Annotated in this window: 22 protein-coding genes; 11 read left to right on the top strand and 11 right to left on the bottom strand. The window is 71.4% G+C overall.

Annotated elements, in window-relative coordinates; all coding sequences use genetic code 11:
* Positions 1 to 77 precede the first annotated feature (77 nt).
* From Acor_RS05540 to Acor_RS05555, 4 genes are all read left to right on the top strand, one after another.
* Positions 78 to 584, top strand: a complete 507-nt coding sequence (locus tag Acor_RS05540) for a cell division protein SepF (RefSeq protein ID WP_155335440.1) — start codon at positions 78 to 80, stop codon at positions 582 to 584.
* A 95-nt stretch (positions 585 to 679) separates the two neighbouring features.
* Complete coding sequence (locus Acor_RS05545; RefSeq protein WP_155335441.1) at positions 680 to 973, top strand: YggT family protein; 294 nt, start codon at positions 680 to 682, stop codon at positions 971 to 973.
* A gap of 44 nt (positions 974 to 1,017) precedes the next feature.
* Complete coding sequence (locus tag Acor_RS05550) at positions 1,018 to 1,941, top strand: DivIVA domain-containing protein (RefSeq protein ID WP_155335442.1); 924 nt, start codon at positions 1,018 to 1,020, stop codon at positions 1,939 to 1,941.
* A gap of 53 nt (positions 1,942 to 1,994) precedes the next feature.
* A complete protein-coding gene (locus Acor_RS05555; protein ID WP_155335443.1) occupies positions 1,995 to 3,461 on the top strand; it encodes a hypothetical protein in 1,467 nt (488 codons plus the stop codon).
* A 181-nt stretch (positions 3,462 to 3,642) separates the two neighbouring features.
* On the opposite strand, the gene ileS is transcribed toward Acor_RS05555, so the two are convergent.
* Positions 3,643 to 6,783, bottom strand: coding sequence for an isoleucine--tRNA ligase (gene ileS, locus Acor_RS05560; RefSeq protein WP_155335444.1), 3,141 nt, complete (start codon positions 6,781 to 6,783; stop codon positions 3,643 to 3,645).
* A gap of 493 nt (positions 6,784 to 7,276) precedes the next feature.
* Here ileS and Acor_RS05565 point away from each other — a divergent pair, with 493 nt between their 5' ends.
* Genes Acor_RS05565 through Acor_RS05575 form a run of 3 tightly spaced genes read left to right on the top strand, consistent with a single transcriptional unit; the run spans position 7,277 to position 9,169 of the window.
* Positions 7,277 to 7,717: a TraR/DksA family transcriptional regulator gene (locus tag Acor_RS05565; RefSeq protein ID WP_155335445.1), complete on the top strand. Its 441-nt coding sequence runs from the start codon at positions 7,277 to 7,279 to the stop codon at positions 7,715 to 7,717.
* A gap of 50 nt (positions 7,718 to 7,767) precedes the next feature.
* Positions 7,768 to 8,247 (top strand): signal peptidase II, encoded by a 480-nt coding sequence (lspA, locus tag Acor_RS05570; protein ID WP_246238442.1) that lies wholly within the window; start codon positions 7,768 to 7,770, stop codon positions 8,245 to 8,247.
* Positions 8,240 to 9,169: an RluA family pseudouridine synthase gene (locus tag Acor_RS05575; RefSeq protein ID WP_155335446.1), complete on the top strand. Its 930-nt coding sequence runs from the start codon at positions 8,240 to 8,242 to the stop codon at positions 9,167 to 9,169. The genes lspA and Acor_RS05575 overlap by 8 nt, the downstream gene beginning before the upstream one ends.
* Here the strand turns inward: Acor_RS05575 and Acor_RS44015 are convergent.
* From Acor_RS44015 to Acor_RS05610, 7 genes are all read right to left on the bottom strand, one after another.
* The gene (locus tag Acor_RS44015) at positions 9,166 to 10,464 is read right to left on the bottom strand and encodes a protein kinase domain-containing protein (protein WP_155335447.1); all 1,299 of its coding nucleotides are present in this window, start codon (positions 10,462 to 10,464) and stop codon (positions 9,166 to 9,168) included. The two genes, Acor_RS05575 and Acor_RS44015, sit on opposite strands and share 4 nt — an antisense overlap.
* Before the next feature lie 26 nt (positions 10,465 to 10,490).
* Positions 10,491 to 10,802, bottom strand: coding sequence for an AzlD domain-containing protein (locus Acor_RS05585; protein WP_155335448.1), 312 nt, complete (start codon positions 10,800 to 10,802; stop codon positions 10,491 to 10,493).
* Positions 10,799 to 11,518 carry an AzlC family ABC transporter permease gene (locus Acor_RS05590; protein WP_155335449.1) on the bottom strand — a complete coding sequence of 240 codons (720 nt, stop codon included), beginning with the start codon at positions 11,516 to 11,518 and terminating at the stop codon, positions 10,799 to 10,801. The genes Acor_RS05585 and Acor_RS05590 overlap by 4 nt, the downstream gene beginning before the upstream one ends.
* 30 nt (positions 11,519 to 11,548) lie before the next feature.
* Positions 11,549 to 13,189, bottom strand: coding sequence for a serine/threonine-protein kinase (locus Acor_RS05595; protein WP_155335450.1), 1,641 nt, complete (start codon positions 13,187 to 13,189; stop codon positions 11,549 to 11,551).
* Between the two features lie 21 nt (positions 13,190 to 13,210).
* Positions 13,211 to 15,121: a serine/threonine-protein kinase gene (locus Acor_RS05600; protein WP_155335451.1), complete on the bottom strand. Its 1,911-nt coding sequence runs from the start codon at positions 15,119 to 15,121 to the stop codon at positions 13,211 to 13,213.
* 116 nt (positions 15,122 to 15,237) lie between these two features.
* Positions 15,238 to 16,635 (bottom strand): amino acid permease, encoded by a 1,398-nt coding sequence (locus Acor_RS05605; protein WP_246238443.1) that lies wholly within the window; start codon positions 16,633 to 16,635, stop codon positions 15,238 to 15,240.
* Between the two features lie 106 nt (positions 16,636 to 16,741).
* Entirely contained in the window at positions 16,742 to 17,506 is a 765-nt protein-coding gene (locus Acor_RS05610) for a phosphorylase family protein (RefSeq protein ID WP_155335452.1), read from the bottom strand.
* A 98-nt stretch (positions 17,507 to 17,604) separates the two neighbouring features.
* On the opposite strand from Acor_RS05610, the gene Acor_RS05615 reads away from it, so the two are divergent.
* Both Acor_RS05615 and Acor_RS05620 read left to right on the top strand, forming a co-directional pair.
* On the top strand, positions 17,605 to 18,330 hold the full coding sequence (locus Acor_RS05615; RefSeq protein ID WP_246238444.1) for an NUDIX hydrolase: 726 nt from the start codon (positions 17,605 to 17,607) through the stop codon (positions 18,328 to 18,330).
* Between the two features lie 108 nt (positions 18,331 to 18,438).
* The gene (locus Acor_RS05620) at positions 18,439 to 20,706 is read left to right on the top strand and encodes a transglycosylase domain-containing protein (RefSeq protein WP_155335453.1); all 2,268 of its coding nucleotides are present in this window, start codon (positions 18,439 to 18,441) and stop codon (positions 20,704 to 20,706) included.
* Positions 20,707 to 20,753: 47 nt separating this feature from the next.
* On the opposite strand, the gene murA is transcribed toward Acor_RS05620, so the two are convergent.
* Positions 20,754 to 22,055 (bottom strand): UDP-N-acetylglucosamine 1-carboxyvinyltransferase, encoded by a 1,302-nt coding sequence (murA, locus tag Acor_RS05625; RefSeq protein ID WP_155335454.1) that lies wholly within the window; start codon positions 22,053 to 22,055, stop codon positions 20,754 to 20,756.
* An 87-nt stretch (positions 22,056 to 22,142) separates the two neighbouring features.
* On the opposite strand from murA, the gene Acor_RS05630 reads away from it, so the two are divergent.
* Positions 22,143 to 22,622 (top strand): hypothetical protein, encoded by a 480-nt coding sequence (locus Acor_RS05630; RefSeq protein ID WP_155335455.1) that lies wholly within the window; start codon positions 22,143 to 22,145, stop codon positions 22,620 to 22,622.
* Here the strand turns inward: Acor_RS05630 and Acor_RS05635 are convergent.
* Positions 22,594 to 23,985, bottom strand: a complete 1,392-nt coding sequence (locus Acor_RS05635) for an amidase (RefSeq protein WP_155335456.1) — start codon at positions 23,983 to 23,985, stop codon at positions 22,594 to 22,596. The genes Acor_RS05630 and Acor_RS05635 overlap by 29 nt on opposite strands.
* A 47-nt stretch (positions 23,986 to 24,032) precedes the next feature.
* Here Acor_RS05635 and Acor_RS44020 point away from each other — a divergent pair, with 47 nt between their 5' ends.
* Positions 24,033 to 24,878: an SEC-C domain-containing protein gene (locus Acor_RS44020; protein ID WP_246238445.1), complete on the top strand. Its 846-nt coding sequence runs from the start codon at positions 24,033 to 24,035 to the stop codon at positions 24,876 to 24,878.
* Here Acor_RS44020 and ybaK read toward each other — a convergent pair.
* Positions 24,875 to 25,366 carry a Cys-tRNA(Pro) deacylase gene (ybaK, locus tag Acor_RS05645; RefSeq protein WP_155335457.1) on the bottom strand — a complete coding sequence of 164 codons (492 nt, stop codon included), beginning with the start codon at positions 25,364 to 25,366 and terminating at the stop codon, positions 24,875 to 24,877. The two genes, Acor_RS44020 and ybaK, sit on opposite strands and share 4 nt — an antisense overlap.
* Positions 25,367 to 25,371: the final 5 nt, after the last annotated feature.

A 25,371-nucleotide genomic window follows, 5' to 3' on the forward strand; every position in this document is an offset into this window, starting at 1 on the left:
GGACCTTCAAGGCCCTTGACGGCGCCCTTAACGCTAGGGTGGCCCGAAAGGCATGGTAGACGGAGGACGACGGAGCGATGGCCGGCGCGATGCGCAAGATGGCGGTCTACCTCGGTCTCGTGGAGGACGACGACCGCTACGACAGGTACCGGGACTATGACGCCGACGACTTCGGCGTGGACCCGTACGACGGGCAGGGCGAGGATTTCGCCCAGGCCGGGACCCACGGGCGCGACGCGGGCGATGACACGCCCGTGCCCGCGCCCAGGCCCTCGACCGCGGTGATCGAGCGCAGGACGACAGATCTGGCGCGGATCACCACGCTGCACCCTCGCACCTACAACGAGGCGCGCACGATCGGGGAACACTTCCGTGAGGGAACTCCGGTCATCATGAATTTGACCGAAATGGTTGACAGTGACGCGAAACGCCTTGTCGATTTTGCGGCAGGTCTCGTTTTTGGGCTACACGGCAGCATTGAACGTGTTACCAACAAGGTGTTCCTGTTGTCCCCTGCCAATGTCGAGGTGACCGCGGAGGACAAGGCTCGGATCGCGGAACGCGGCTTCTTCAACCAGAGCTAGAGTTCCTTGTATGGACAGTGAACAGCTGAGCGGTACCCGCGGGGACCGGAGGCGGCGAACCTGGCAGCGGACCAGGACGGAGGCGGGGCGCGACCGTGGGGATCGTTAGCGGGATCTTGGTCTTTGCCCTGTCCCTGTACCTGGTCCTGCTGATCGGCAGGATGATTTTCGAGACGGTGCAGGCGTTCGCGCGGGCCTGGCGGCCCCGGGGGCCGGTTCTGGTGCTGGCCGAGGCCACATATACGGCCACGGATCCACCTCTCAAGTTCCTCCGCCGTTTCATTCCTCCCCTGAGGTTGGGTACGGTGGCCTTTGACCTAAGCTTCACAGTGCTGTTCATTGTGGTCTTGGTCTTGATCCAAGTCGTGTCCGCGTTTGGTCGAGGATAGGTACTTCTCTCCGGACAGACTCCAAGCGCGCCAAGGAGACCCAAATGCCGCTGACGCCCGCAGATGTGCGGAACAAGCAGTTCAGTACGACCCGGCTCAGGCCGGGCTACGACGAGGAAGAGGTGGACGCCTTCCTCGACGAGGTTGAGGCGGAACTCGACCGCCTCATCCAGGAGAACGAGGAGCTTCGCGCCAAACTGGCCGAGTGCCTGCGGGGCAAGGTGCCCGGTGGCATGGGCGGCGGGATGGCGGGAGGCATGTCCGGCGGCATGATGTCCGGGGGCATGCAGATGGCGCCCGCGCCGGTCGCCGAGCCCAAGCCGGAGATGATGATCCCGCAGCCGGAGCCGATGCGCCAGCCCGAGCCGGTGCGTCAGGAGCCCGTCCCCGTCGGCATGGGCCTGCCGCCCGCCGAGGACAACATGGACACCGCGGCTCGCGTTCTGGCTCTCGCTCAGCAGACGGCCGACCAGGCGATCGCGGACGCCCGCCGTGAGGCGGACGAGACCGTGACCCGGGCCCGCCGCGAGGCCGACGAGGTGCTGGGCAAGGCCCGCCGCCAGGCCGAGCAGATCATCGGCGACGCGCGCGCCCGCGCGGAGACGCTGGAACGTGACGCTCAGGAGCGGCACCGGCAGGCGATGGGGTCGCTGGTGCAGACCAGGGACGAGCTGGAGCGCAAGGTCGAGGAGCTGCGCAGCTTCGAGCGGGAGTACCGCAGCCGCCTCAAGCTGTACCTGGAGAACCAGCTCGCCGAGCTGAACGTCTCCGCCGAGGGCAGTGGCGGCTTCCCGATCGTGGCCTCGAACCAGGGTCAGATGCCGGGGCAGGTGTCCGGTCCGCAGCAGATGGCGCATGCCATCGCGCCCGGCGGCCAGCCCATGCCCGCGCCGAACCCGTTCGGTGGCGACCCGCAGCATTCGGGCGCGTTCCAGAACCCCGAGGGACCGCACGGAGACCGCCGGTAACATCCGTCCGGTAGAGGTTCGGTAACGCGTTCGGTAGTTCGGAGATCCCCCCAGTGATCCTTGTCAGTGCCGCCCTGGTCCTCGCCGCGATCGTCTTGCTGATCGCGGGTGTCGTCCTGGCACAGCCGTTCCTCGTGATGTGGTCGATCGTGGTCAGCGTGCTGTCCGCGGTCTGCCTGCTGATCGGGGCGTTGCTCAGGCGGCACGAGCTGTTCCCGGCCGGCGGGCGGTCTCAGGCCGCCACCCCCCAGCCGGTGCCGAACCAGCTGCCGCCGCAGCCCATGCACCAGCAGCCGATGACGCAGTCGTCGCCGCAGATGGCGCACGCCGGCGGCCCCGGCTACGGCGGGGTGCCGCAGCAGCAGATGACGCAGCAGATGGTCAATCCGATGGCTAATCCGATGGCTAATCCGATGATGGCCGCACCCGTGCCCGGTCCGGTCGCGGCTCCCATGCCGTCGGCCGCGACCCAGCAGGTCGCCTTTCCCGGGTCGGGCGCCCAGGATCAGGAGCGCCGGTCGCGTCCGCCGATTCCCCGTCCCCTGCCGGGCGGTGGACTCGGGCCGGATTCGATCGTGCTGGTCATTCCCGGGCGGAAGCGGTTCCATCTGCCCAACTGCCGTCAGCTCGCCGATCGCGAGATCGAGGAGCTGACTCTCGAAGAGGCCCGCGAGGAGGGCTTCTCGCCGTGCACCGCCTGCGTCACCGAGGGCCTCGCCCCGGTGGAGCCGGCCGAGACCGCTCCCGGGCGCGCCGGGTCGGCGGCCTCCGCCAGATCCATCGCGGACACGCCCACGGTGTCAGCCTCGGTGCCCAGCCCGCCGAGCCGGCCAAGCTCCTCGCCCAGCCCGTCCAGCTCCGAAGCAGCCGATCCCAGCCGTTTTGGTGCCGAGACTGCCGATTCCGGCCGTTTTAGTGCTGAGGCCGCAGATTCCGGCCGTTTCGGCTCCGAGGCCGTGAATTCCAGCCGTTTTGGTGCTGAAGCGGTCAATCCCACTGTGGCTGTTCCCCTGCCGTCGGCGCCACCCGTGCCGGTGGTGCCCACGCTGCCGCCCGCCTCGTCTGAATGGTCCGCCTTCTCGCGTCCCACTGCGACGCCGACTCAGGTCCCGACCCCGCCCGCGCCCGACCCCGAGCCCGCCAAGCCCGAGCCGGTGGTCGCCGAATCCGCGGCGGTCAAGGAAAAAGAGAAGCCGGAACCTGCCGGAAGGCCGGAACCCGCCGACGCCACGGTCGAGGCCACCCGGCCCGTCCCGGCCAACGACGAAAGCCGCGACCGGGGCAGCAGCCGGGACGAAAGCCGGAATGACAGCCGGAGCGACGGCGGGAGCGACGCCAAGGCTGACAGCGGGGAGACCGCCGGGGACGACGACGTCGTTCACGTGCTGGTCGGCACCCGGCGATACCACCGGGCGGATTGCTCGCTGGTCGGCGACGACGGCACCGGAATCGAGACGATGACGAAGGCCGAAGCGGAAGCGGCCGGCCTCACCCAGTGCTCGGCCTGCGCCGACAGGTAACGGCTCAAAGAACCCGCTGTTTCGGCTCGCGCCGACAGGTAACGGCTCAAAGAACCCGCTGTTTCGGCTCGCGCTGGTAGGTGGTGGCTCGACGAACCCGCTGCTTGGGCCCGCGCCGATGGTAATGACTTGAACGAACGAGGGCCCGGCGGAGGAATCCGCCGGGCCCTCGTTTCGTGGGTCAGACCTTGCGGAGCTGGAAGGTCAGGCCAAGTTCGGCGTCCTGGTGGATGACCAGTTCGGTGTCCAGGTCGGCCTCGGCGAAGGAGGTGGCCAGGACCTCTTCGGCCACTGTGCCGCCACCGCCGCGCAGGGCCTCGGCCAGCTCGTCCGAGCCCGCCGCCCAGCGCAGTTCGATCCGGTCGGTGATGGACAGGCCGCTCGCCTTGCGGGCCTCCTGGACCAGCCGGACGACCTCCCGGACCAGCCCGGCCCTGCGCAGTTCCGGCGTCATCGCCAGGTCCAGCGCGACGGTCTCGCCGGTCCCGGTGTCGACCGCGCCGGTCTCCACCGCCCAGCCCGACTTGGGCTGCTCGGTCACGATCACGTCGTCCGGGCCGACCGGCACCGCGCCGAGCTCGCCGGCGTCGAGGGTGGCGACCGTACCGGACCTGAGGGTCTGGGCCAGGGCCGCCGGGTCGGCGGCGGTGATGGCGGCGGCGACCAGCTTGGTCTGGGAGCCGAACCGCCTGCCCAGCGCCCGGAAGTTGGGCTTGACGGTGAACGTCACCAGGTCAGCGGAGAAGCCCGACATGTCCTCCAGGGCCAGCACGTTCAGCTCGTCCGCGATCAGGTCGCGCAGCTCGCCGGACAGGCCCGGCCAGCCCGGGGCGCCGATCAGGGCGCGGCCGAGCGGCTGCCGGGTCTTGACCGAGGAGGACGCGCGGGCCGAGCGGCCCAGCTCGACCAGCCGCCGGACCAGCGCCATCTGCTCCGACAGCGCCGGGTCGAGCTGCTCGGGCCGCACCTCCGGCCAGGTGGCCAGGTGCACCGAGGGGGGCGCGTCGGGGCCGCGCAGCACGTCCCACACGTGGTCGGTGGTGAACGGCACCATCGGGGCCATCAGCCGGGTGACCGTCTCCAGGCACTCGTACAGGGTGGCGAAGGCGGACTCCTCGCCGGTCCAGAAGCGGCGGCGGGAGCGGCGGACGTACCAGTTGGACAGGTCGTCCAGGAACTCGGTGATCCGGCGGCCGGCGCGGGCGGTGTCGAAGACCTCCAGGGCGGCGGTGACCTCGGCCACCGTGCGCTGGAGTTCGGCCAGGGCCCAGCGGTCGATCAGCGGCCGGTCGCCGGCCGGGGTCCGGCCGGGCTGCCAGCCGGAGGCGTTGGCGTAGAGGGTGAAGAAGGAGGCGGTGTTCCAGTAGGTGAGCAGGACCTTCCTGACGATCTCCTCCAGCGGGCCGTGGCCGATCCGCCGCGGCGACCAGGGCGAGCCGGAGGTGGCCATGTACCAGCGCAGCGCGTCGGCGCCGTGCTCGTCCATCAGCGGCATCGGCTGGAGCACGTTGCCCAGGTGCTTGCTCATCTTGCGGCCGTCCTCGGCCAGGATCAGGCCCAGGCAGAGCACGTTCTCGTAGGCGGAGCGGTCGAAGACGAGCGTGCCCACGGTCATCATCGAGTAGAACCAGCCGCGGGTCTGGTCGATCGCCTCGCAGATGAACTGGCCCGGGTAGGACGCCTCGAAGACCTCCTTGTTGACGTGCGGCGCGCCCCACTGGGCGAACGGCATCGCGCCGGAGTCGTACCAGACGTCGATCACGTCGGGGACGCGGCGGGCCTCGCCGCCGCAGTCGGCGCACGGGAAGGTGACGTCGTCCACGTACGGGCGGTGCGGGTCGAGGGCGGACAGGTCACTGCCTGCGAGGGCGCCCAGTTCGGCCAGGGAGCCGACGCAGGTGACGTGGTCCTCATCGCAGGTCCACAGCGGCAGCGGGGTGCCCCAGTAGCGGGACCTGGACAGGGCCCAGTCGACGTTGTTGCGCAGCCACTCGCCGTAGCGGCCGTGCTTGATGGTCTCGGGGAACCAGTTGGTGTCTTCGTTCTCGGCGAGCAGGCGGTCCTTGATCTGGGTGGTCCTGATGTACCAAGAGGGGAGCGCGTAGTAGAGGAGCGGGGTGTGGCAGCGCCAGCAGTGCGGGTAGCTGTGGTCGAAGTGGCTGCCCCGGAACAGCAGGCCGCGCTCGCGCAAATCCGCGGTGAGGCCCTCGTCGGCGTCCTTGAAGAACTCGCCGCCGACCTGGGGCACCTCTGCCAGGAACCGGCCGTCGGGGCCGATCGGGTTGACCACGGGCAGGCCGTAGCGCTTGCAGACGGTCAGGTCTTCCGCGCCGAACGCCGGAGCCTGATGCACCAGACCGGTGCCGTCCTCGACGGTGACATAGTCGCCCAGCACCACGAAGTGCGCGCCGGGGATGTCGACCAGCTCGAACGGCCGCTGGTACGGCGTGTGCTCCAGCCCGGCGCCGATGAACCGCTCCCGGACCGTCCACCCCTCGCCGAGGGCCGACGCGAGCAGCGGCTCGGCCACGATGACCGGGCGCTCGCCGTCCTTCTCGGCCACCGCGTACGTCACGTCCGGGTGCACCGCGACGGCGGTGTTGGACACCAGCGTCCACGGCGTCGTCGTCCAGATCAGCAGGTCGACGCCGTCGAACCGGCCGCCGGTGACCGGCATCCGGACGTACACCGACGGGCTGGAGACGGTCTCGTACCCGCCGGGCTGGCCCAGCTCGTGGTCGGACAGGCCGGTGCCGCAGCGCGGACAGTACGGGGTGATCCGGAAGTCCCGGAACAGCAGCCCCTTGTCCCAGATGACCTTGAGCGACCACCAGACGGCCTCCACGTACGCGGGGTCCATCGTGCGGTAGGCCTGGGACATGTCCACCCAGTAGCCCATCCGCTCGGTCATCTCCTCGAACGCGTCCACATGGCGCAGCACCGATTCGCGGCATTTCGCGTTGAACTCCGCGATGCCGTACGACTCGATCTCGGGCTTGCCGGACAGGCCGAGCTCTTTCTCGACGGCCACCTCGACGGGCAGGCCGTGGCAGTCCCAGCCGGCCTTGCGCGGCACATGGAAGCCGCGCATCGACTTGTACCGGGGGAAGATGTCCTTGAAGACGCGCGCCTCGACGTGGTGCACGCCGGGCATGCCGTTCGCGGTCGGGGGGCCCTCGTAGAAGACCCAGGACGGGCCGCCGGCGTTCTGCTCCAGCGACCGCTCGAAGACCTTGCCGTCGCGCCACCGCTCCAGCACCTCGTGTTCGAGGGCCGGCAGGTCCACCTGCGCGGGTAGCGGACGGAAAGAGTGGGAAGACACCGGACCTCCACGCTGATTCGACAGGGCGTGGAGGGACGAAGCCGGGGTCGGCTCCGCGGTACCACCCTCCTTGGCCGCCCTCGCGGGGGCCCACTTGATTCAGTCGCGGCCGGGTCTACTGGGCCTCTACCAGAGGTAAAGCCGTTCTTCCGGCGGCTCCGGGGTGATCTTCCCCCCGCTACTCGCCCCGGGCTCGCACCGTCCCCGGGTCGCTCCTGCGAGTGGGTGCGGAGGTACTCGTCCCATCAACGCCTTGCAGACCTCACGATAACGCAGAGACAGGCCCCGGGCTTCCCGATAACCGCGCCCGTATTCGGGTAGCAACGGCGGAACACGGGACGGGGTGCGGTTGTTCAGGATGTACCCGGCATAGGGGGAGGAGCATTCCGACCCTGGTACGGATGGCGTAAATGCATCGGCGAGTCGATTGCCGCGCTCCAATCCGCCACCTATGCTGCCCGGACTGCTTGATCACTGTTCATGGGGAGGCCACATGGCCACGCGCGCGGCTAAGAGCGCCATCACGGGGAACTCCGTTTCCGGGGGTTCCGCCACGGGGGGTTCTGTCACTGACGACATCTGGTCCGCCCACGAGCTCGCCGACGTACGCGAGCGGTTGCTGGCGGAAATCGACGAATTGCACACCGAGATTCTGCGGGCCGAGACCGAACTCGCGGCCGGCAACGCCAGCGAGGGAGCGGGCGACGACCCGGCCGACGCCGGGGCCAAGACCTATGAGCGCGAACGTGAGATCGCCCTTACCCTGAATGCGCGCGATGTGCTCGCGCAGAACGAGCGGGCGATCGCCCGCATCGACGCAGGGACGTATGGAGTGTGCGAATCGTGCCAACGGCCGATCGGCAAGGAACGCCTGCAGGCGTTCCCGAGGGCGACGCTGTGCGTGGCGTGCAAGCAGCGGGAGGAACGCCGCTGAGTGACGCAGCCGGGGAGGTTCGGGCGCGGCGGGTCGGCTTGCTGGCCGCCGTGGCCGTCCTCATCTATGTGTTCGATCTTGTCACCAAGTATCTGGTGGTCGAGCACCTGGAGAACGGGCCGCCGGTCGTGGTCGTGCCGGGCGCACTGGTGATCAACGTGATCCGGAATCCGGGGGCCGCGTTCAGCATCGGCACCGGGATGACGATCATTTTCACGATCATCGCCTCGGTGGTGGTGATCGCGATCATCAGGACCGCGCGGCAGTTGCGCAGCCTGCCCTGGGGGATCACCCTCGGGCTGCTGCTCGGCGGCGCGTTCGGGAACCTGACCGACCGCATCTTCCGGGCGCCCGCGCCGTTCCAGGGCCATGTGGTGGACTTCGTGCAGGTGTTCCCCGCGACCGGGTTCCCGATCTTCAATGTGGCCGACTCGTCGATCGTCTGCGGCGGCATCCTGGCGGTCTTCCTGGCCTGGCGCGGTTACCAGATCGACGGCTCGCGGGAGACGGAGGCGCGGAAGGATGGCTGATCTGCGTAGTCTGCCGGTGCCCGAAGGGCTGGAGGGCGAGCGGCTCGACGCGGCGCTGGCCCGCCTGTTCGGTTTCTCCCGCACCCGGGCCGCCGAGCTGATCGCGTCAGGGGACGTGCTGGTGGACGGGGCCGCTCCGGCCAAGTCCGACCGCGTCCGCGGCGGGGCCTGGCTGGACGTCACCGTCCCGCCGCCGCCGTCCGCGCCCGTGGCGGTCGCCGAGCCGGTCCCCGGCATGACGGTCCTGTACGAGGACGACGACATCGTGGTGGTCAACAAGCCGATCGGGGTGGCCGCCCACCCGAGCGTCGGCTGGACCGGGCCGACCGTGATCGGCGGGCTGCTCGGGGCCGGGCACCGGGTCTCCACCAGCGGCGCGGCCGAACGCCAGGGCATCGTGCACCGGCTGGACGCCAACACCACCGGCGCGATGGTGGTGGCCAAGAGCGAGCGCGCGTACACGGCGCTGAAGCGGGCCTTCAAGGAGCGCACGGTCGAGAAGCGCTACCACGCCCTGGTGCAGGGCCACATGGACCCGCTGCGCGGCACCGTGGACGCCCCCATCGACCGGCACCCGTCCGGCGACGGCCGCTGGGCCGTGGTCGCCGGCGGCAAGGACTCGGTCACGCACTACGACACGCTGGAGGCGTTCCGTTCGGCCTCCCTGCTGGACATCCGGCTGGAGACCGGCCGCACCCACCAGATCCGGGTGCACATGTCCGCGCTGCGCCACCCCTGCGTCGGCGACCTGCAGTACGGCGCGGACCCCACCCTGGCGGCCCGGCTCGGCGTCACCCGGCAGTGGCTGCACGCGGTCTCACTGGCCTTCGACCACCCGGCCACGGGCGAGTGGGTCTCGTTCACCACCGACTACCCGGCCGACCTCGCCGAGGCGCTGGACCGCGTCGGCGACGACTCCTAGAGCACGTCTCCCGGCGGGACGATTCCGGCCTCGATCTGGGCCTGGAGTTCGCCCGCGTCCGGATCCACCATTCCGTCGCTCTCGTCGGAAGGATCGTCCGGGGGCTCGTCGGTGGGCTGCTCGGTGGGTTCTTCCGAGGGCTCCTGGGAGGGGCTCGGTTTCTTCGAGGGCTTCTCGGCGGGCCGCCGGTTCTCGCTCGGGGCCGGGTCCCGCGCCGGTTCCTGCGGCGGCTCCGAGGTCTTCGGCGGATCCACGACGGAGGACACCGCCGGTTCGGGGACGCGGGCCCGCCCGTCGCCCTCCGCCGTCAGATACGCGATACCCCCCGCCGCGAGCCCGATGAACAGGGTCCCGGTGGCGGCGGCCAGCGGCCACCACCGCCTGCGGCGCGGCGAGACCGGCCCAGGAACCGGCAGCGGGACCTCTTCGGTCGGCGCGGGCGCGGTCCCGTCCACGATGGCCCGCAGCGCCCGCTCCGCCTCCTCGGCCGTCATCCGCCGCGCCGGATCCTTGCGCAGCAGCCCGAGCAGCACCGGGGCCAGCGCGCCCGCCCGGCAGAGCGGGCCGGGCCCCTCGTACATGACCGCGGCCAGCGACGCCAGCGCGTGCCCGCGCTGGAACGGGGAGCGCCCCTCCACCGCCGCGAACAGGGTCACGCCCAGCGACCACAGGTCGGACTCCCGCTGCGCCGTCCCGCCGGACGCGCGCTCGGGCGCGATGAACGCGGGGGTGCCGATCAGCGCGCCGGTCCTGGTCACCGGCGAGTCGTCCTCCAGCGTGGCGATGCCGAAATCGGTCAGCACCACCCGGCCGTCGTCGGCCAGCAGGACGTTGTCCGGCTTCACGTCCCGGTGCAGCACGCCCGCCGCGTGCGCCGCCGTCAGCGCGCCCACCAGCTGGAGGCCGATCTCGGCCACCCGCCGGGGCGGCAACGGCCCCTCCGCCTGTACGACTTCGCCCAGCGTCCGGGAGCTGACCAGCTGCATCACGATCCACGGATGCCCGGCCTCCTCGAACACGTCGTAGACGGCCGCCACCGCCGGGTGGCTCAGCCGCCCGGCGGCCCGCGCCTCCCTGAACGTCCGGACCGTGTAGATCTGCCGCTCGTGGGCGGTGAGCTCGCGCAGGGCGTCCTGCTCCTTGATGGCCACTTCGCGCTGGAGGCTCTCGTCCAGGGCCCGCCACACGGTGCCCATGCCGCCCCGGCCGAGCGGCTCCATCAGCCGGTACCGGCCCGCCACCAGGCGCGGGCCGGGACTGCTTGCCGCGAACTCACGGGTGCCTGCGTCCGCCATGGCCACCGGCTACCCACGATTAACTGTCACATGCCCATCAAACGTGTCAAAGCGGTCACGACCGCGGCCGCGATGAGGACCACCAGAAAGGGCGCCCGCAGCAGCAGCGCCACGACGGCCGCCGCCATGCCCGCCAGCCGCGCGCCGTCCAGCCGCAGCTCCTGACCGTGCCCGAAGGTCTGTACGGCGATCAGCGCCGCCAGCAGGGCCACCGGGACAAGCCTGGCGAAACGCCGTACGCCGGGATGGTCGAGCACCCGGCGCGGGGCGGCCAGGCCCGCGAGCTTGAGCAGGTAGCAGCCCGCGCAGGTGATGGCGATCGCCCACCAGACGGTCATTCGGGGGCCGACCTCTCCGGGGTGAGCATGACCACCAGCGCCGCCCCCGCCGCCAGCAGGACCGGCACCCCGGGAGCGGCGAACGGGGTCGCCAGCAGCGCGACGGCCGCGCCGCCACCGGCGATCATCCGGAGCTGGGCGGTCTCCGGCGGCGGGGTGTCCGCGTCGCCGCGCAGCCGGGGCCAGAGCAGGGCCAGGAAGGTGGCCGGGCCGACCGCGTCCAGGCCGAACACGGCCGGGTCGCTCACCTGGGACGCGCCGAACGCGCCGAGGGCGGTGGTCAGGTTCCAGGTCAGGTAGAGGGTGCCGAAGGTGGTGTAGAAGCCCGCGCGGGCCGCCGCCGGGGTCGGCTGGGCGAACGCGACGGCGGAGCTCTCGTCGATGACGCCCTGCGCGGTCACCAGGGTGCGCAGGGGCTGCCGGGAGGCACCCAGGACCAGCGCCAGGCGCAGGCCGTAGAAGCTGTTCCTGGCGCCCAGCAGGAGTGCTCCCGCGGTGCCCGCCAGCAGGCCGCCGCCGGCCGCCACCACGCCCGCGAGGGCGAACTGGGACGCGCCGGTGAAGGCGAACAGGCTGAGCGCGCACGCCTGGGCCACGGTCAGCCCGGCGGTGATCGCGGCGGCCCCGAACGCCACCCCGGAGACCCCTACGGCGAGACCGACGCCGATCCCGTCCCGGATCGCGGCGGTCCGCTGCCGCCGTTCCGTGTCATGCATGTCGGCAATAGTAGGAGCTGTCAGTGAATGTCAGGCGGGTGGGCGGAACGTCCGGGTGAAGGTGTCGAAGTAGGCCCGGCCGGCCTTCCAGCTGGCTTCCGGGACCTGCCAGTAGAGGGCGTAGCAGGCGTCGCCGATCCGGAAGGCGCGGTCGATGACGCGCTGCCGCCCGGCCGAGGTGGCGAAGGTGAACTGCCAGTCGGCGGCGGGCACGCCCTGGTACTCGGTCGCCCCGATGTCGATCCGCTGGTATTCGGGCAGCAGGCCCTTCGAGGTGGAGTTCCGCTCCACCGTCTCCAAAGCCTGGAGCGGGTCGGCCTCCTCCCACGGGGTGAGGTCGACCTGGAGATAACCGGGCATGCCAGGGCCGCGGAACCGGACCCGGGCGGCGCCGGCCACCCGCTCGGCGGCCCAGCCCGGCGGCAGCGCGATCGCGAACCCGAGCCTGTCCCGGTAGGCCTGCCACCCCTCAGGAAGCCCCCGGATCGGCGAGGCGGAGGGCGCGGGCTCTTCCGAGGGCTTCTCAGCGGTCGGCTCAGCGGTCTGCTCAAGGGACGGCTCAGCGGTCGGCTGAGTGGTCGGCTTGGCGGTCGGATCAATGGCCTGCTCGGCGGTCGGTACCGTGCCCGTCTCCGAGGTCGGGAGCCCGGCGACGCCCGACCCGGCTCCGGTGAGGCCCCGGTAGCCGAACCAGCCGGCCACGCCCAGCGCGGCGACCAGCACCGGAACCAGCACGAAGGCGATCCTGCGCCGGTGCGGCGGAGTCACCGGCCCGGGCACCCACCCGGAGGGCGGCATGGTGGAACGCGGATCGGGCGTCCACGGCGGGGTGGTGTTCTGCCAGACCCCGACCGGCATGGTCCCGGCCGCCGCCCGCTTCAGCAGCGCCGCCGCCTCGATGGCGTCGATCCGCTGGGCCGGATCCCGGCGCAGCAGCCCCTCGATCACCGGGACCAGCGGCCCGGCCCGCTGCGGCGGATGCGGCTGGCTGTGCAGCACCGCGGCCATGCTGGCGATCGGCGTCCCCCGGTCGTACGGCGACCGCCCCTCCACCGCCGCGTAGATGGTCGCCCCGAGCGACCACAGGTCGGACTCAGGCGTGGCCGGCTCGCCGTTCAGGCGTTCCGGCGGCAGGAACGCGGGTGTGCCGGTGACGCCGCCGGTCAGGGTCAGGCCGGGCTCCTCGGCCATGGTGGCGATGCCGAAATCGGTGAGCACCACCCGGTTGTCGCCGCTGAGCAGCACGTTCTCGGGTTTCACGTCGCGGTGCAGGACGCCGGCGGCGTGGGCCGTGCCCAGCGCGTCCAGGATCTGCAGGCCGATCGCGGCGACGCGTTCCGGGACGAGCGGGCCGTGCTCGCGGATGACCTGGCCGAGCGAGCGGGAGTCCACCAGCTGCATCACGATCCAGGGGCGGCCGTCCTCCTCGATCACGTCGTGCACGACCACCACGTTCGGGTGCGAGAGCCGCCCGGCCGCGCGGGCCTCCCTGATCGTCCTGCGGTTGAAGGCGGCCCTGTCCTGCTCGCTCATCGCGGCGAACAGGACCTCCTTGACCGCCACGGCCCGGTCCAGCAGCTCGTCGTGGGCCCGCCAGACCACGCCCATGCCGCCCCGGCCGATGGGTTCGAGCAGCTGGTACCTGCCCGCCAGGCGCCGCGCCTCCGCCACAGGATTCCCTTCGCCGGGACGTTACTTATCCGGTTTGAAGGTAGCGGCAAAGGTCTCGAAGTAGTGAAAGTGCTTCTTCCAGTCCTTGTCCCTGGTCTTCCACAGAATCGCGTATCCGTGCTTCTTGTCGGTGACGAAGCCGCGGTTGAGGATGTGGCCGGTCGAACCACCGGGCTCCCAGGTGAACTCCCAGTCGGCGGCCTCGTCGAAGTAGTCCACCGACTCGATCTTGACCCGCTGGTAGCCGGGCCAGTTGCCGCGTGTCCGCGACTCCTGCTCCTTCCAGTCCTTGACCGCGTCCTTCTGCGGCGAACTGGTGAACCCGATCTGCAGGTACGCCCCCTCCAGCGGCCCGCGGAAGAACACGTTCGACCCGTCCCTGCGGTCCAGCTTCCAGCCCTTCGGCAGGGCCAGCGAGAAGCCGGAGCTGTCCTTGTGGGTCTTCCAGCCGTCCGGCAGCGCGCCCGCCTCGGCCGACGCGGACGGCTTGGGCGGGTCAGATGGTTTGGCCGATTCCGACGGTTTGGCCGAATCTGACGGCTCACCGCTGGCCGGGTCCTCGGAAGGCCCGGCGGACGACGGGATCTGGGCGGCCGACGTGGACGCGCCGCCTGCCGGGCCCGCGCCGCCCTCGTCCGCCTGCTGGGCGCCCAGCCAGACGCCGACCCCGGCGACGACCAGCAGCACCGGCACGATCACCAGCGCCGCCCGGACCGCAACCGGCCGCCGCGGCGGCGGATTGATGTTCCAGTCCGGATACGGCACCGGCCGCTTCTTCGACCGCGCGGTGTCCGCGTCGTCGCCGTCGCTCCAGTTCGGCGCGGCCTCGGCCGGCTCCTCCTTGCGCTCCCAGGTCGCCGGCGTCGCCCGCGACCCGGTCTCCGGCGGGTACGGATCCTTCCGCACGATGGCGGCCGGCACGGGATCACGCCCAGGCTTCTCTTCCGGTTCCGGCGACCAGGACCGCGGGGGTTCCGCGCGCGGGGACTCCTGCCGCGGGGCCGGGACCGGCAGCTCGACCGGCCCGGTGTCGGCCTCGCTGGCCTTCACCGCCTTGGCCGGGAGCGCCGGAGCCGGCGGGGCCGCCTGGACCGGCGCGAAAGCCTTGGTGGGGGGCGGTTCGCTCTTGGCCTGGCGCAGCAGCCGCACCGTCTCGTCGTAGCCGGGGCGGTCGGCGGGCTCCTTGACCAGGAGCCGGTCCAGGACCACGCCCAGGCGGCCGGCGTGCACGGCCGGGTCGGGCTCGTCGTTCAGCACGGCGTGCATGGTGGCCATCGCCATGCCCTTGTCGTGCGGCGGGCGGCCCTCCACGGCCGCGTACAGGGTCGCGCCCAATGACCACAGGTCGGACTCGCGCTGGGCCGGGCCGCCGCGTAACCGCTCCGGGGCGATGAAGGCGGGGGTGCCGACCAGGCCGGTCCTGGTCATGGTCGAGTCGGTCTCCACCCGGGCGATGCCGAAGTCGGTGAGCACCACCCGGCCGTCATCGGTGAGCAGCACGTTCTCCGGCTTGACGTCCCGGTGCAGGACGCCCTGGCCGTGCGCGGCGCGGAGCGCGTCCAGGACCTGGAGGCCGATGTCGGTGACCCGGGCGGGCGGCAGCGGCCCGTCCTCGCGGATCACCTGGCCGAGCGATCGGGACTCCACCAGCTGCATGATGATCCAGGGCCGGCGGTCCTCCTCGATCACGTCGTGCACCACGACCACGTTCGGGTGCGTGAGCCGACCGGCAGCCCTGGCCTCCCGCATGGTCCGGCGGTTGAGCTCCTCCAGCTCGTCGCCCATGGCACTGTCGTACCTGACCTCTTTGACGGCGACCGTGCGGTCGAGCAGCTCGTCGTGGGCCTTCCAGACGATGCCCATGCCTCCCCGGCCGATGGGCTCGATCAGTTGGTACCGGCCTCCGACGAGTCGGCCTTCCGCGTTCGACATCCACACCCCTCTCGAAACCCAAGAATCGTCCCACGGATGGCAAATGGATCAAACGAGGGACCACTGCCCTGATCTTGGGATGCGAGACAGATTATTCCGAGGTTGTGCCGGGTGGGTCAGATGAGGGGATCCGTGGTGGAGTGGACGTGCCCGTTGCGGCGGGAATTGACCGCTTTCCAGCCGAGCGCGATGGCGCCGGCGATGACGGGGATCAGATAGAAGGCGATCCGCTGGTCCTCGTCGGCGAACGGCATCAGCGCCACGATCAGGCCCAGGAAGCCGAGTGTGGCCCAGTTGGTGACCGGCGCGCCCGGCATCCGGAAGGACGGGCGCTCGATCTCGCCGCGCAGGCACGCCTCCCGCAGTTTGATCTGGCAGTAGAGGAACGTCCCCCAGGTGGTGATCACGCCCAGCGAGGAGACGGCGACGGCGATGTTGAACGCCCGCCCCGGCAGGAAGTAGTAGAGCGCCACGCCGGCCAGGAACACCAGGGCGGTGAACACGATCCCGCCGTACGGCACGTGCCGGCTGTTCATCACGCCGGTGACGGCGGGGGCCTCGCCCTTCAGGGCCATCGAGCGCAGGATGCGGCCGGTGGCGTACAGGCCCGAGTTGCACGACGACATGGCGGCGGTGATCACCACCAGGTTCATGATGTCACCTGCCCCCGCGACGCCCAGGTGCGAGAAGACGGTCACGAACGGCGACTCGCCGGCCTTGTAGGCCGTCCAGGGCAGCACCATGACGAGCAGCAGCACCGACCCGATGTAGAAGACGGCGATCCGCCACAGCACGCTGTTGATCGCCCTGGGCATGATCTTGTGGGGGTCCTTGGTCTCCCCGGCCGTGATGCCGACCACCTCGATCGCCGAGTACGCGAAGACGACCGCCTGCAGGCTCATCAGCACCGGCGCGAACCCCAGCGGGAAGAAGCCGCCCTGGGCGGTCAGGTGCCCCGCCGACGCGCCCTTCACCGAGAACAGCACCAGGTAGAGCCCCACCACCAGGAAGGTGACGATGGCCGCGACCTTCAGCAGCGCGAACCAGAACTCCAGCTCCCCGAACAGCCGCACCGACACCAGGTTCACCGTCAGCACCAGGCCGAGCGCGATCAGCGCGGTCAGCCAGCGGGGGAAGTCGGGCGCCCACTTCCCGACGTAGATGGCGACGGCCGTCAGTTCCGCGACGCCGGTGGCGGCCCAGTTCACCCAGTACATCCAGCCGCTGGCGAAGCCCGCCCACGGCCCGATGAAGGTGTTGGCGTACTCCACGAAGGAGCCGGAGACCGGGCGGTAGAGCACGAGTTCCCCGAGGGCGCGCATCACGAAGAACGCCGCCAGGCCGGCCAGCGCGTACGAGATGATCAGCCCGGGACCGGCGGCGGCGAGCCGGCCGCCGGCGCCCAGGAACAGCCCGACGCCGATCGCCCCGCCGATCGCGATCATCTGGACCTGGCGGTTCCCCAGCGCATGAACATATCCCTCGCCGGTCCCGCCGGCCGCCTTCTCGTCCACCGCGACTCCCCCCGAAGATCGCTCCGACCCTAACCAGCGGCCTTCGCCTCCCCCCGGGAGCCACTCTTCTGAGCACCGGAAGATGGACGTCCGATGACCGATTCGATCAGCGCGTGTTCAGCAGCAGGTAGGGGATCAGGGACTGCAGGACGGCGGCGGCGTGCCAGGCGGCGGTGGCCTCGGAGGTGTCGGTCCGCGCCTGGGCGGCGCTGCCGGCGATCCCGCGGATCACCACCCAGCCGCGGGTGCCGAGCGATTCTTCGCGATCGTCGAAGGCGCGGGCCAGGCCGAGGGCGGCCGCGTCGGCGGCCAGCAGCCGGTCGTTGACGGCGCGCAGGTCGCCGAGGGGTTCGGCGGCCACGGCGTGGCCCGTGCCGATCGGCCCGTTGAGCACCCGGTGGGCGCGGGTGACGCCGCGCGCGTCCTCGGTCTGGAAGTGCGCGGGCCTGCCGTAGTCGGTGAAGAAGCAGTTGACGGCGTGGGTGAGGCTCCCCGGGCCGTTCCGCGCCGAACCCCAGTGGCTGGTCTCGGTGGAGGTCTCCCAGCGGAAGTCGTATTCGATGATCTCGGTGGCGGCCACGACGTCGCCGGGGGACAGCCGGGGGTCGAGGCCGTCCGCCAGGCCGGTGAAGACCACGATCTCGGGCGCGTAGTTCCGGGCCAGGTGCGTGAAAGCGTCGGTGGCGCCCGGGGCGCGCACCGCGGCGACCCGGGTGGAGGTGCCCCGGGCGTGTACGGTGCCCTCGTAGCAGGGGATGGTCCCGCTGGCCGTCAGGGTGAGGTCCAGGACGTCCCGCACCGCGCCCATCTCGCCCGGGGTGGTCGTGATCACACCGATGCCGGTTCTGGTGGTGCTGACGCCGCCGTCCACCGCTGTTCTCCTCGGCCTCTTGAACTAAGTTAAGGTGGGTGTGACCATAATCGGTCAGCCGACTTTGAGTCAAGGTGACTCTTAGCTAGGCTGGGGGTGTGATCGGTACGACCGGGCGCGACCCGGAGGTGTGTTCGGTGACCGTGGATCTGGTGATATTCACGGTGCGCGACGGCGAGTTGAACATTCTGCTGATAGAGCGGGGGAACGAGCCGTTCCGGGGCGCGTCGGCGCTGCCCGGCGGTTATGTCCGGCCGGGGGAGACGCTGGATCAGACCGCGCTGCGGGAACTGCGCGAGGAGACCTCGCTGGACGGGCGGGAGCTGCACCTGGAGCAGGTGCGCGCCTACAGCGACCCGGACCGGGACCCGCGCGGACGGGTGATAACTGTCGCCTACCTGGCGCTCGGTCCTGACCTGCCCAGGCCGGTGGCGGGGACCGACGCGCGGCAGGCGGCCTGGACGCCGGTCGCGGAGGTGCTGGAGGGTCGGATGATCCTCGCCTTCGACCACCGGACGATCCTGCGGGACGCGCTGGAACGCGCCAGAACCCAGCTGGAGCACACCACTGTCGCCGCCAGGTTCTGCCCGGAACCGTTCACGGTCGGGGAGTTGCGGCGGATTTACGAGGTGGTGTGGGGGTTCAAGCTGGACCCGAGCAACTTCCGCAGGAAGATGACACGCGCGGAGGCATTCCTGGAACCGACCGGTGAACAGCGCTTTCCCGAGGTCGGCCGGCCGGCCGCGCTGTACCGGCGGGGCAGCGCCCGCTTCCTGATCCCGCCGCTGCTGCGGACCGGCGCGTCGCGCGATGAGGTCGTCTGACCCGTTCACACTGGGTGACGACGTATTCGGGTTCGGTGACGCCTTGTGTTACGTTGACGCTGCATGCGCTCCCCCTGGTCGTTTTATGTTCGAGCGGGGGGAACTGCGATGGCGCGGGTTGGCGCTGCGGGCGGGCTGGCACTGTGCGGAGCGGTCGGCGGGCTGCTGGCCGCCGCCGTGGTCGTGCCGATGGTGGTGGGGGCCGGTGTGGTCGGCAACGCCACGGCCGAGACGTTCACCGATCTGCCGCCGCCGCCCCGGGAGGATCCGCTGCCGGAACTCACCCGGATCCTGGACAAGAACGGCGCCCAGATCGCCCAGTTCTACTACCAGAACCGGCAGTCCGTCCCGATCGGGCAGGTGTCCCGGCCGATGCGCAACGCCATCGTCGCCATCGAGGACTCCCGCTTCTACGAGCACGCCGGCATGGACGTCAAGGGCACCCTGCGCGCCCTGGTGGCCAACGCGCAGGCGGGCGGGATCAAGCAGGGCGGCAGCTCGCTGACCCAGCAGCTGGTCAAGAACATCCTGGTCAACCGGGCCGAGTCGGAGCGGGACCGGGATTCGGCCCGGGTGCAGAGCATCCGCCGCAAACTGGCCGAGCTGCGCTACGCGCTGTCCATGGAGGAGCACTACACCAAGGACGAGATCCTGGAGCGGTACCTGAACATCGCCTACTTCGGGGCGGGCGCGTTCGGGGTGCAGGCCGCGGCGCAGCGGTTCTTCGGGGTGGACGCGGCCCAGCTGAGCCTGGTGCAGGGGGCCACCCTGGCGGGGGCGGTTCGCACGCCGTACGGGACCGATCCCTCGCTCGGGACCGAGCAGCGGGACCGGCTGCTGGAGCGGCGGAACCTGGTGCTGGACCGGATGGCGCAGCTGCGCATGGTGACGGCCGCGGCGGCCGCGCAGGCCAAGGCGGCGCCGCTCGGCCTGCGCATGCAGGCCGAGGAGGGCGGCTGCGCGGCCAGCGCCTTCCCGTTCTTCTGCGCGTACGTCCAGGCGGAGGTGCTGACCAGCCCCGCCTTCGGCTACAGCCAGGCGGACCGGGAGCGGCGGCTGCAGCGCGGCGGCCTGACCCTGCGCACCAGCCTCGACCCGATCGCCCAGCGCGCCGCCGAGCAGGCCATCTCGTCCCGGGTCTCGCCCAAGGACACCGAGGTGGCCGCCGAGGCGATGATCGTGCCGGGCACCGGCGAGGTCCGCGCCCTGGCCGCCAGCAAGAAGTACGGCCGCAACCCCGAGCGCGCCACCAGCATCAACCTGCCCGCCGACCGGGCGCACGGCGGCGGCATGGGCTTCCAGGCCGGCTCCACCTTCAAGATCTTCACCCTGGCCACCGCGCTGGCCAAGGGCTGGCGCTTCGGCCAGGGCTTCAACACCCCGGGCGCGTACGTCCCCTCCCACGGGTTCACCAACTGCGCCGGCGAGAAGGTCAACGCCCCCAGCGCGACGATCTACAACGCGAGCGGCGAGGGCAAGGGCGGCCCGTACAGCCTGGAGCTGGGCACCTGGAAGTCGTCCAACATCTTCTACATGATGCTGGAGCGGGACGTCGGCCTGTGCGAGGTGGTGAAGACCGCGGAGGCGGTGGGCGTGCGGCGGGCCGACGGCGGGGCGCTGGCCGAGGTGCCCACCTTCACCCTCGGCGTCAACGAGATGGACCCGCTGACGGTGGCCGCCGCGTACGCCACCTTCGGCGCGCGCGGCCGGTACTGCCAGCCGATCTCGATCATCGAGATCATCGAGCGGGACGGCCGCAAGGTGAAGGTGCCGCCGAGCTGCTCGCAGGCGGTCGAGGAGCCGGTGGCCGACGCGGTCAACCGGGTGCTGTCGGGGGTGTTCACCCAGGGCACCATGCAGGGCCAGTCGATCGGGCGGCCCGCCGCCGGGAAGACCGGCACCAACAACAGCTACACCTCGGCCTGGTTCGCCGGGTACACCCCGGATCTGGCGGCGGCGGTGAGCGTCGGCGACATCCGGGGGTCCTACAAGTACCCGCTGACCGGGGTGGAGATCGGCGGCTCCTACTACGGGTCGGTGCAGGGTGCGTCGCTGCCGGGGCCGATCTGGGTGGACTCGATGCAGTCGGCGCTGCGCGAGACGTCGGCGACCTCGTTCGTGGCGCCGGACATGTCGCGGTTCGGCGGCGGTTTCACGCCGGGGCTGCGGGAGCTGGAGCGGGACCGGGAGCGGCAGGACCGCAGGCGCGACCGGCGGGACCGGCGCGAGCGCCGCGACCGGGACCGGGAATACGACGACCACGGCGACTATGGGGACCACGGCGACTATGGGGACTACGGCGACTACGACGACCGCGGCGACTACGGGGGCGACGACCGGGGCGACCGCGACGAAGGCGGGTTCCCCGACTGGTGACGTCCGGCGGGTCCGGCCGCTTCGGCAAGCGGCCGGACCTCGGTGGATCAGCCCCGGCGGATCTTCAGGCCGAGTGAGGTGAACTGCTCGAACGGGCGGTGGTAGCCGCGCTCGATGTGGTTGACGCCGCGCAGCGTCGAGGTCCCGTCGGCGACGGCGGCGGCCAGCACCGCCGAGAACCCGGCCCTGATGTCCGGCAGCGTGACGTCCGCGCCGCGCAGCTTGGACACCCCGCGCACCACCGCGGAGTGCTTGGCGTTGGTGTCGTGGTAGCGGCAGGCGGGCCCGCCCAGGCACTGCGCGAACACCTCGATCTCGCAGCCCATCTTCTGCAGCGCCGGCACGTACACCAGCCGGTTCTCGAAGACCGTCTCGTGCAGCACCGACATGCCCTCGGCCCGGGTGAACAGCACCATCAGCGGCGTCTGCCAGTCCGTCATGAAGCCGGGGTGGGTGTCGGTCTGCACGGCGGCCGCGCGCAGCCCGTCCGGGGCGGAGGCGGTCAGCCAGTCGTCGGTGATGTCGAACTGCGCCCCCATCCGGGCCAGCGTGGTGATCGCGGTCACCAGCCGGTCCTGCGGGCAGCCGTGCACCCGCACCTCGCCCCCGGTGACCAGACCGGCCACCAGGTAGGAGAACGCCTCGATCCGGTCGCCGGCCAGCCAGGTGGAGGCTCCCCGGAGCCGGTCCACGCCCTCGATCACGATCCGCCGGTCCGGGCTGAGCTCGATCATCGCGCCCATCCGCTGCAGGAACAGCGCGAGCTCGACCACCTCGGGCTCCATCGCGGCGCCCTTGATGACCGTCTTGCCCTCGGCCAGCACGGCCGTCATCAGGATCGTCTCGGTCGCGCCGACACTCGGGTACGGCAGCGTGATCCGGGTGCCGTGCAGCCGGGTCGCCTTCGCGGTGATGCCGTTCTCGTCCTCGATGATCTCCGCGCCCATCGAGCGCAGCGCTTCCAGGTGGAAGTTGACCGGCCGCCGCCCGATCGGGTCGCCGCCCACCATCGGGACGAACGCCTCGCCCGCCAGGTGCAGCAGCGGGCCCAGCATCAGGATCGGGATGCGGTTCAGCCCCGTGTACTTCTCCGGCACCCGGGGACGGATCTCCGGGCCCTGCTCGATGGTGATCTCCCCGTCGGAGATCTCCACGTGGATGCCGAGGGCTTCCAGCATGGCGGCCGTGAGGCCGACCTCGCCGACCTCGGGGGCGTTGTGCAGCGTGCTCGGGCCGGTGCCCAGCATCGCCGCGACCATATGCTTGGAAACCGCGTTCTTGGACCCTCGGACCTCGACGTCCCCCCGTAGCGGTCCGGAAGGTTCGATATGCCACGCCTCTTCGTTCACGGAGCAATGCTAACGGCGGGGGGCCGGGCCGGGGCAGCACAGCTCGCGACGCGTCGCATTCCCGGCGGGCTCTGTACCATCGGGACGGTGCGGCAGCTCAAGTACTTCGCGGGAACGGTCCTGGTGCTGGCGGTTCTGGGGGTCGCGGCGGGTTTCGCGTGGTCCGCGCTCGCCCCGCGCACCCGGTATGTGCGGGTCGAGGCGGACTGGCTGGTCGCCGATCCGAACACGCAGACGCTGATCGCCGCCGACGGCTGGTTCGCGCTCGTCTGCGGCGCGTTCGGGCTGGTCTGCGGGCTGGTCGCGTACCGGTTCGCGGGGGAGCGGGCGATCGCCTCGGTCGCCGGGCTGGCCGCCGGCGGGATCGTGGCCGGCCTGGTGGCCTACCAGATCGGCTCGTCCATGGGCGGCGAGATCGTGCAGGCCGCCACGGCGGGCCAGCTGGACAGCCAGGACCGGCTCGGGCTGACCGCGTTCGGGGTGCTGATGTTCTGGCCGGTGCTGGCGGCGGGCGCGTTCTGGGCGCTGGAGTTCGCGATCACGTACCGGGAACGCCGGGCGGAGTGATCCGGCCGTGCCCGGTGGCCCGCTCGAAGGCGTGGCCCAGCTGGAGCACGTCCAGGTCGGCCCACGGGCGGCCGATGATCTGCACGCCGACCGGGAGGCCGCCTTCGGTGAACCCGCAGGGCACCGAGAGGGCGGGGCCGCCGAGCACGCTGATCCAGTAGCAGGAGCGCATCCAGGCCAGATAGTCCGGCATCGGCCGGCCGTTGATCTCCGTCACGTACGGATCCTCGACCGGGAACGGCGGGACCTGGCTGACCGGGGCCACCAGGAAGTCGAACCGGTCGAAGAAGGCGTTCATCCGGTGGTAGAGGGCGGAGCGCAGGCGTTCTGCCCTGGCCAGCTCGTTGCCGGTGACCTCGCGGCCCTGCTCGACGTTCCACGCCACGTTCGGCCCGACCCCGGCCAGGTCGCCGAAGTTGAGCGCGTAGTACCAGGAGCGGTAGGTCCGGAACGTCTCCTCGGCGCCGTCCAGGTCCGGGTCGGCGGTCTCGACGGTCGCGCCCAGCCCGGTCAGCACCTGGACGGCGCTGGCCGTCACCTTGGCCGTCTCGGTGTCGACGAGCAGGCCGCCCAGGTCGGGGCTGAACGCGATCCTGGTCCCGGTGAAGTCGCGGTCGAGCGGCGCGGCGAACACCTCGCCGCCCTCCCGGATCGCCAGCGGGGAGACCGGGTCGAAGCCCGCGATGGCGGACATGAACAGGGCCACGTCGGCGACCGTGCGGGCCATCGGCCCGGAGACGCCCAGCGTGTACCAGGCCGCCGTGGCCGACCGGAACGGCACCCGGCCGGGGGTCGGGCGCAGGCCGACGATGTTGCAGAAGGAGGCCGGGTTCCGCAGCGAGCCGCCCATGTCGGAGCCGTCGGCCAGGGCCACCATCCCGGTGGCCAGCGCGGCGGCCGCGCCCCCGCTGCTGCCCCCGGCGGACTTGCTCAGATCGTAGGGATTGCGGGTGGCGCCGAAGACCTCGTTGACGGTATGCGAGCCGGTGCCGAACTCGGGCGTGTTGGTCTTGCCCAGCATCACCCCGCCGGCCTCCCTGACCCGCGTCACCAGCAGGTCGTCGGCGGTGGGCACGTGGTGGGCGAACAGGCGCGAGCCGTACGTGGTCCGGACCCCCGCCGTGTCCACCAGGTCCTTGTGCCCGACCGGAAGCCCGTGCAGCGGGCCACGCCACGGCCCCGCGTCGAGTTCGGCGGCCCGCGCCAGGGCCTGGTCGGCGACCAGGGTGACGATCGCGTTGACCGCCGGGTTCACCGCCTCGATCCGCCGCAGGTGCGCCTCGGTCACCTCGACCGCGCTCACGCTCCGCTCCCGCAGCAGCCCGGACAACTCCACGGCCGAGGCCTCGTGCAACGTGCTCATCCGCCCATCCTGCCAGGGGCCGGGGACGGCGGGGGTAGGGTGCTGGGGTGCTTCCCGATCACCTCTTCCAGCCGCTCGACCTGGACCGGGCCCTCGACCGGGCCTACGACCGGGGGGAGGAGCGGGCCGCCTGGGAACTTCTGGCCGGCGCGCTGCTGGACCCCAGGGCGCGCGGCGACGTGAGCCTGCGCGCCTACGTCGAGGTGCTGGTGGACGAGTACACCCTGGACGGCTGGGAGCGCGACACCCTCGGCGTGCTGGGCGACCTCGCCGACGCCGAACCCGGCCTGCGCGGCGCGCTACGGCTGCCGATGGCCGAACTCCACGCCCAGGTGGGCGAGGACGAGACGGCGCTGCGGCTGCTCAGGTCCCGGCAGCGGGAGCTGGCCGGGCTGCCGACGGGGGAGCGGGACGAGGAGTTCTATCCGGCGGCGGCCATGGTGGCGGGCACCGCGGATCCTGGCTTCGCGAAGGCGCTGCTGGACGAGGGACTGACCCTGGCGATGGATCTCGGCCGCCCCGAGGCGACCGTGCGCTACCTGAGCCTGCTGCGCAACCGGTTCGGCGGTCCGCAGGACCCGGAGGTCACGGCGTATCTGGCCGGCGCGCCCGAGCCTAAGGAGCCGGAGCGGCCCCGCACGGTCCAGCCGGAGGTGGCGCGCAAGCCGACCGTGCGGCTGCCCTACCCGCCCGGGGCCGATCTCAAGGCCCTGGAGAAGGGGTTCAGGGAGGCCGACCTGGAGGCGCGGGTGGCCGTGGTCAGGATCACCTCGGGCGGCTCGGTCGAGCAGGCCGACCCCGGCGACGACATCGCCTGGCCGCCCGGCCGCAACGACCCCTGCTGGTGCGGCGCGGAGCGCAAGTACAAGAAGTGCTGCGGGTCGCCGGTCTAGCCGCGTGAGATGGGCGCGGTGACCGCCTGGGTGAGCCGCACCAGGTTGCCGGGCGCGGTCTCGATCTGCAGGCCGCGCCGCCCCGCCGAGAAGTAGATCGTGTCGAAGCCCAGCGCCGACTCGTCCACCACCGTGGGCAGCCGCTTGCGCTGGCCGAGCGGGCTGATCCCGCCGACCACGTAGCCGGTCACCCGCTCCACCTTGGCGGCCTCCGCCATCGCGGCCTTCTTGCCGTTGAGCGCCGCCGCGAACGCCTTCAGGTCCAGCTTGCCGGCCACCGGCACGACCGCCACGGCCAGCCCGGCCTCGGTCTCGGCCACCAGCGTCTTGAAGATCCGGTCCGCCGGCACGCCCAGCGCGGTCGCGGCCTCGTCCCCGTACGCCTCCGCGCCGGGGTCGTGATCGTAGGGGTGCAGGGTGAACTCGGCCTTCGCCTGTGCCAGGGCCACCGTCGCCGGGGTGCCCTGCCCGCCTTTCTTCTTCGCCACGGAGT

Source organism: Acrocarpospora corrugata (genome assembly GCF_009687845.1).
GTDB classification, from domain to species: Bacteria; Actinomycetota; Actinomycetes; order Streptosporangiales; family Streptosporangiaceae; genus Acrocarpospora; species Acrocarpospora corrugata.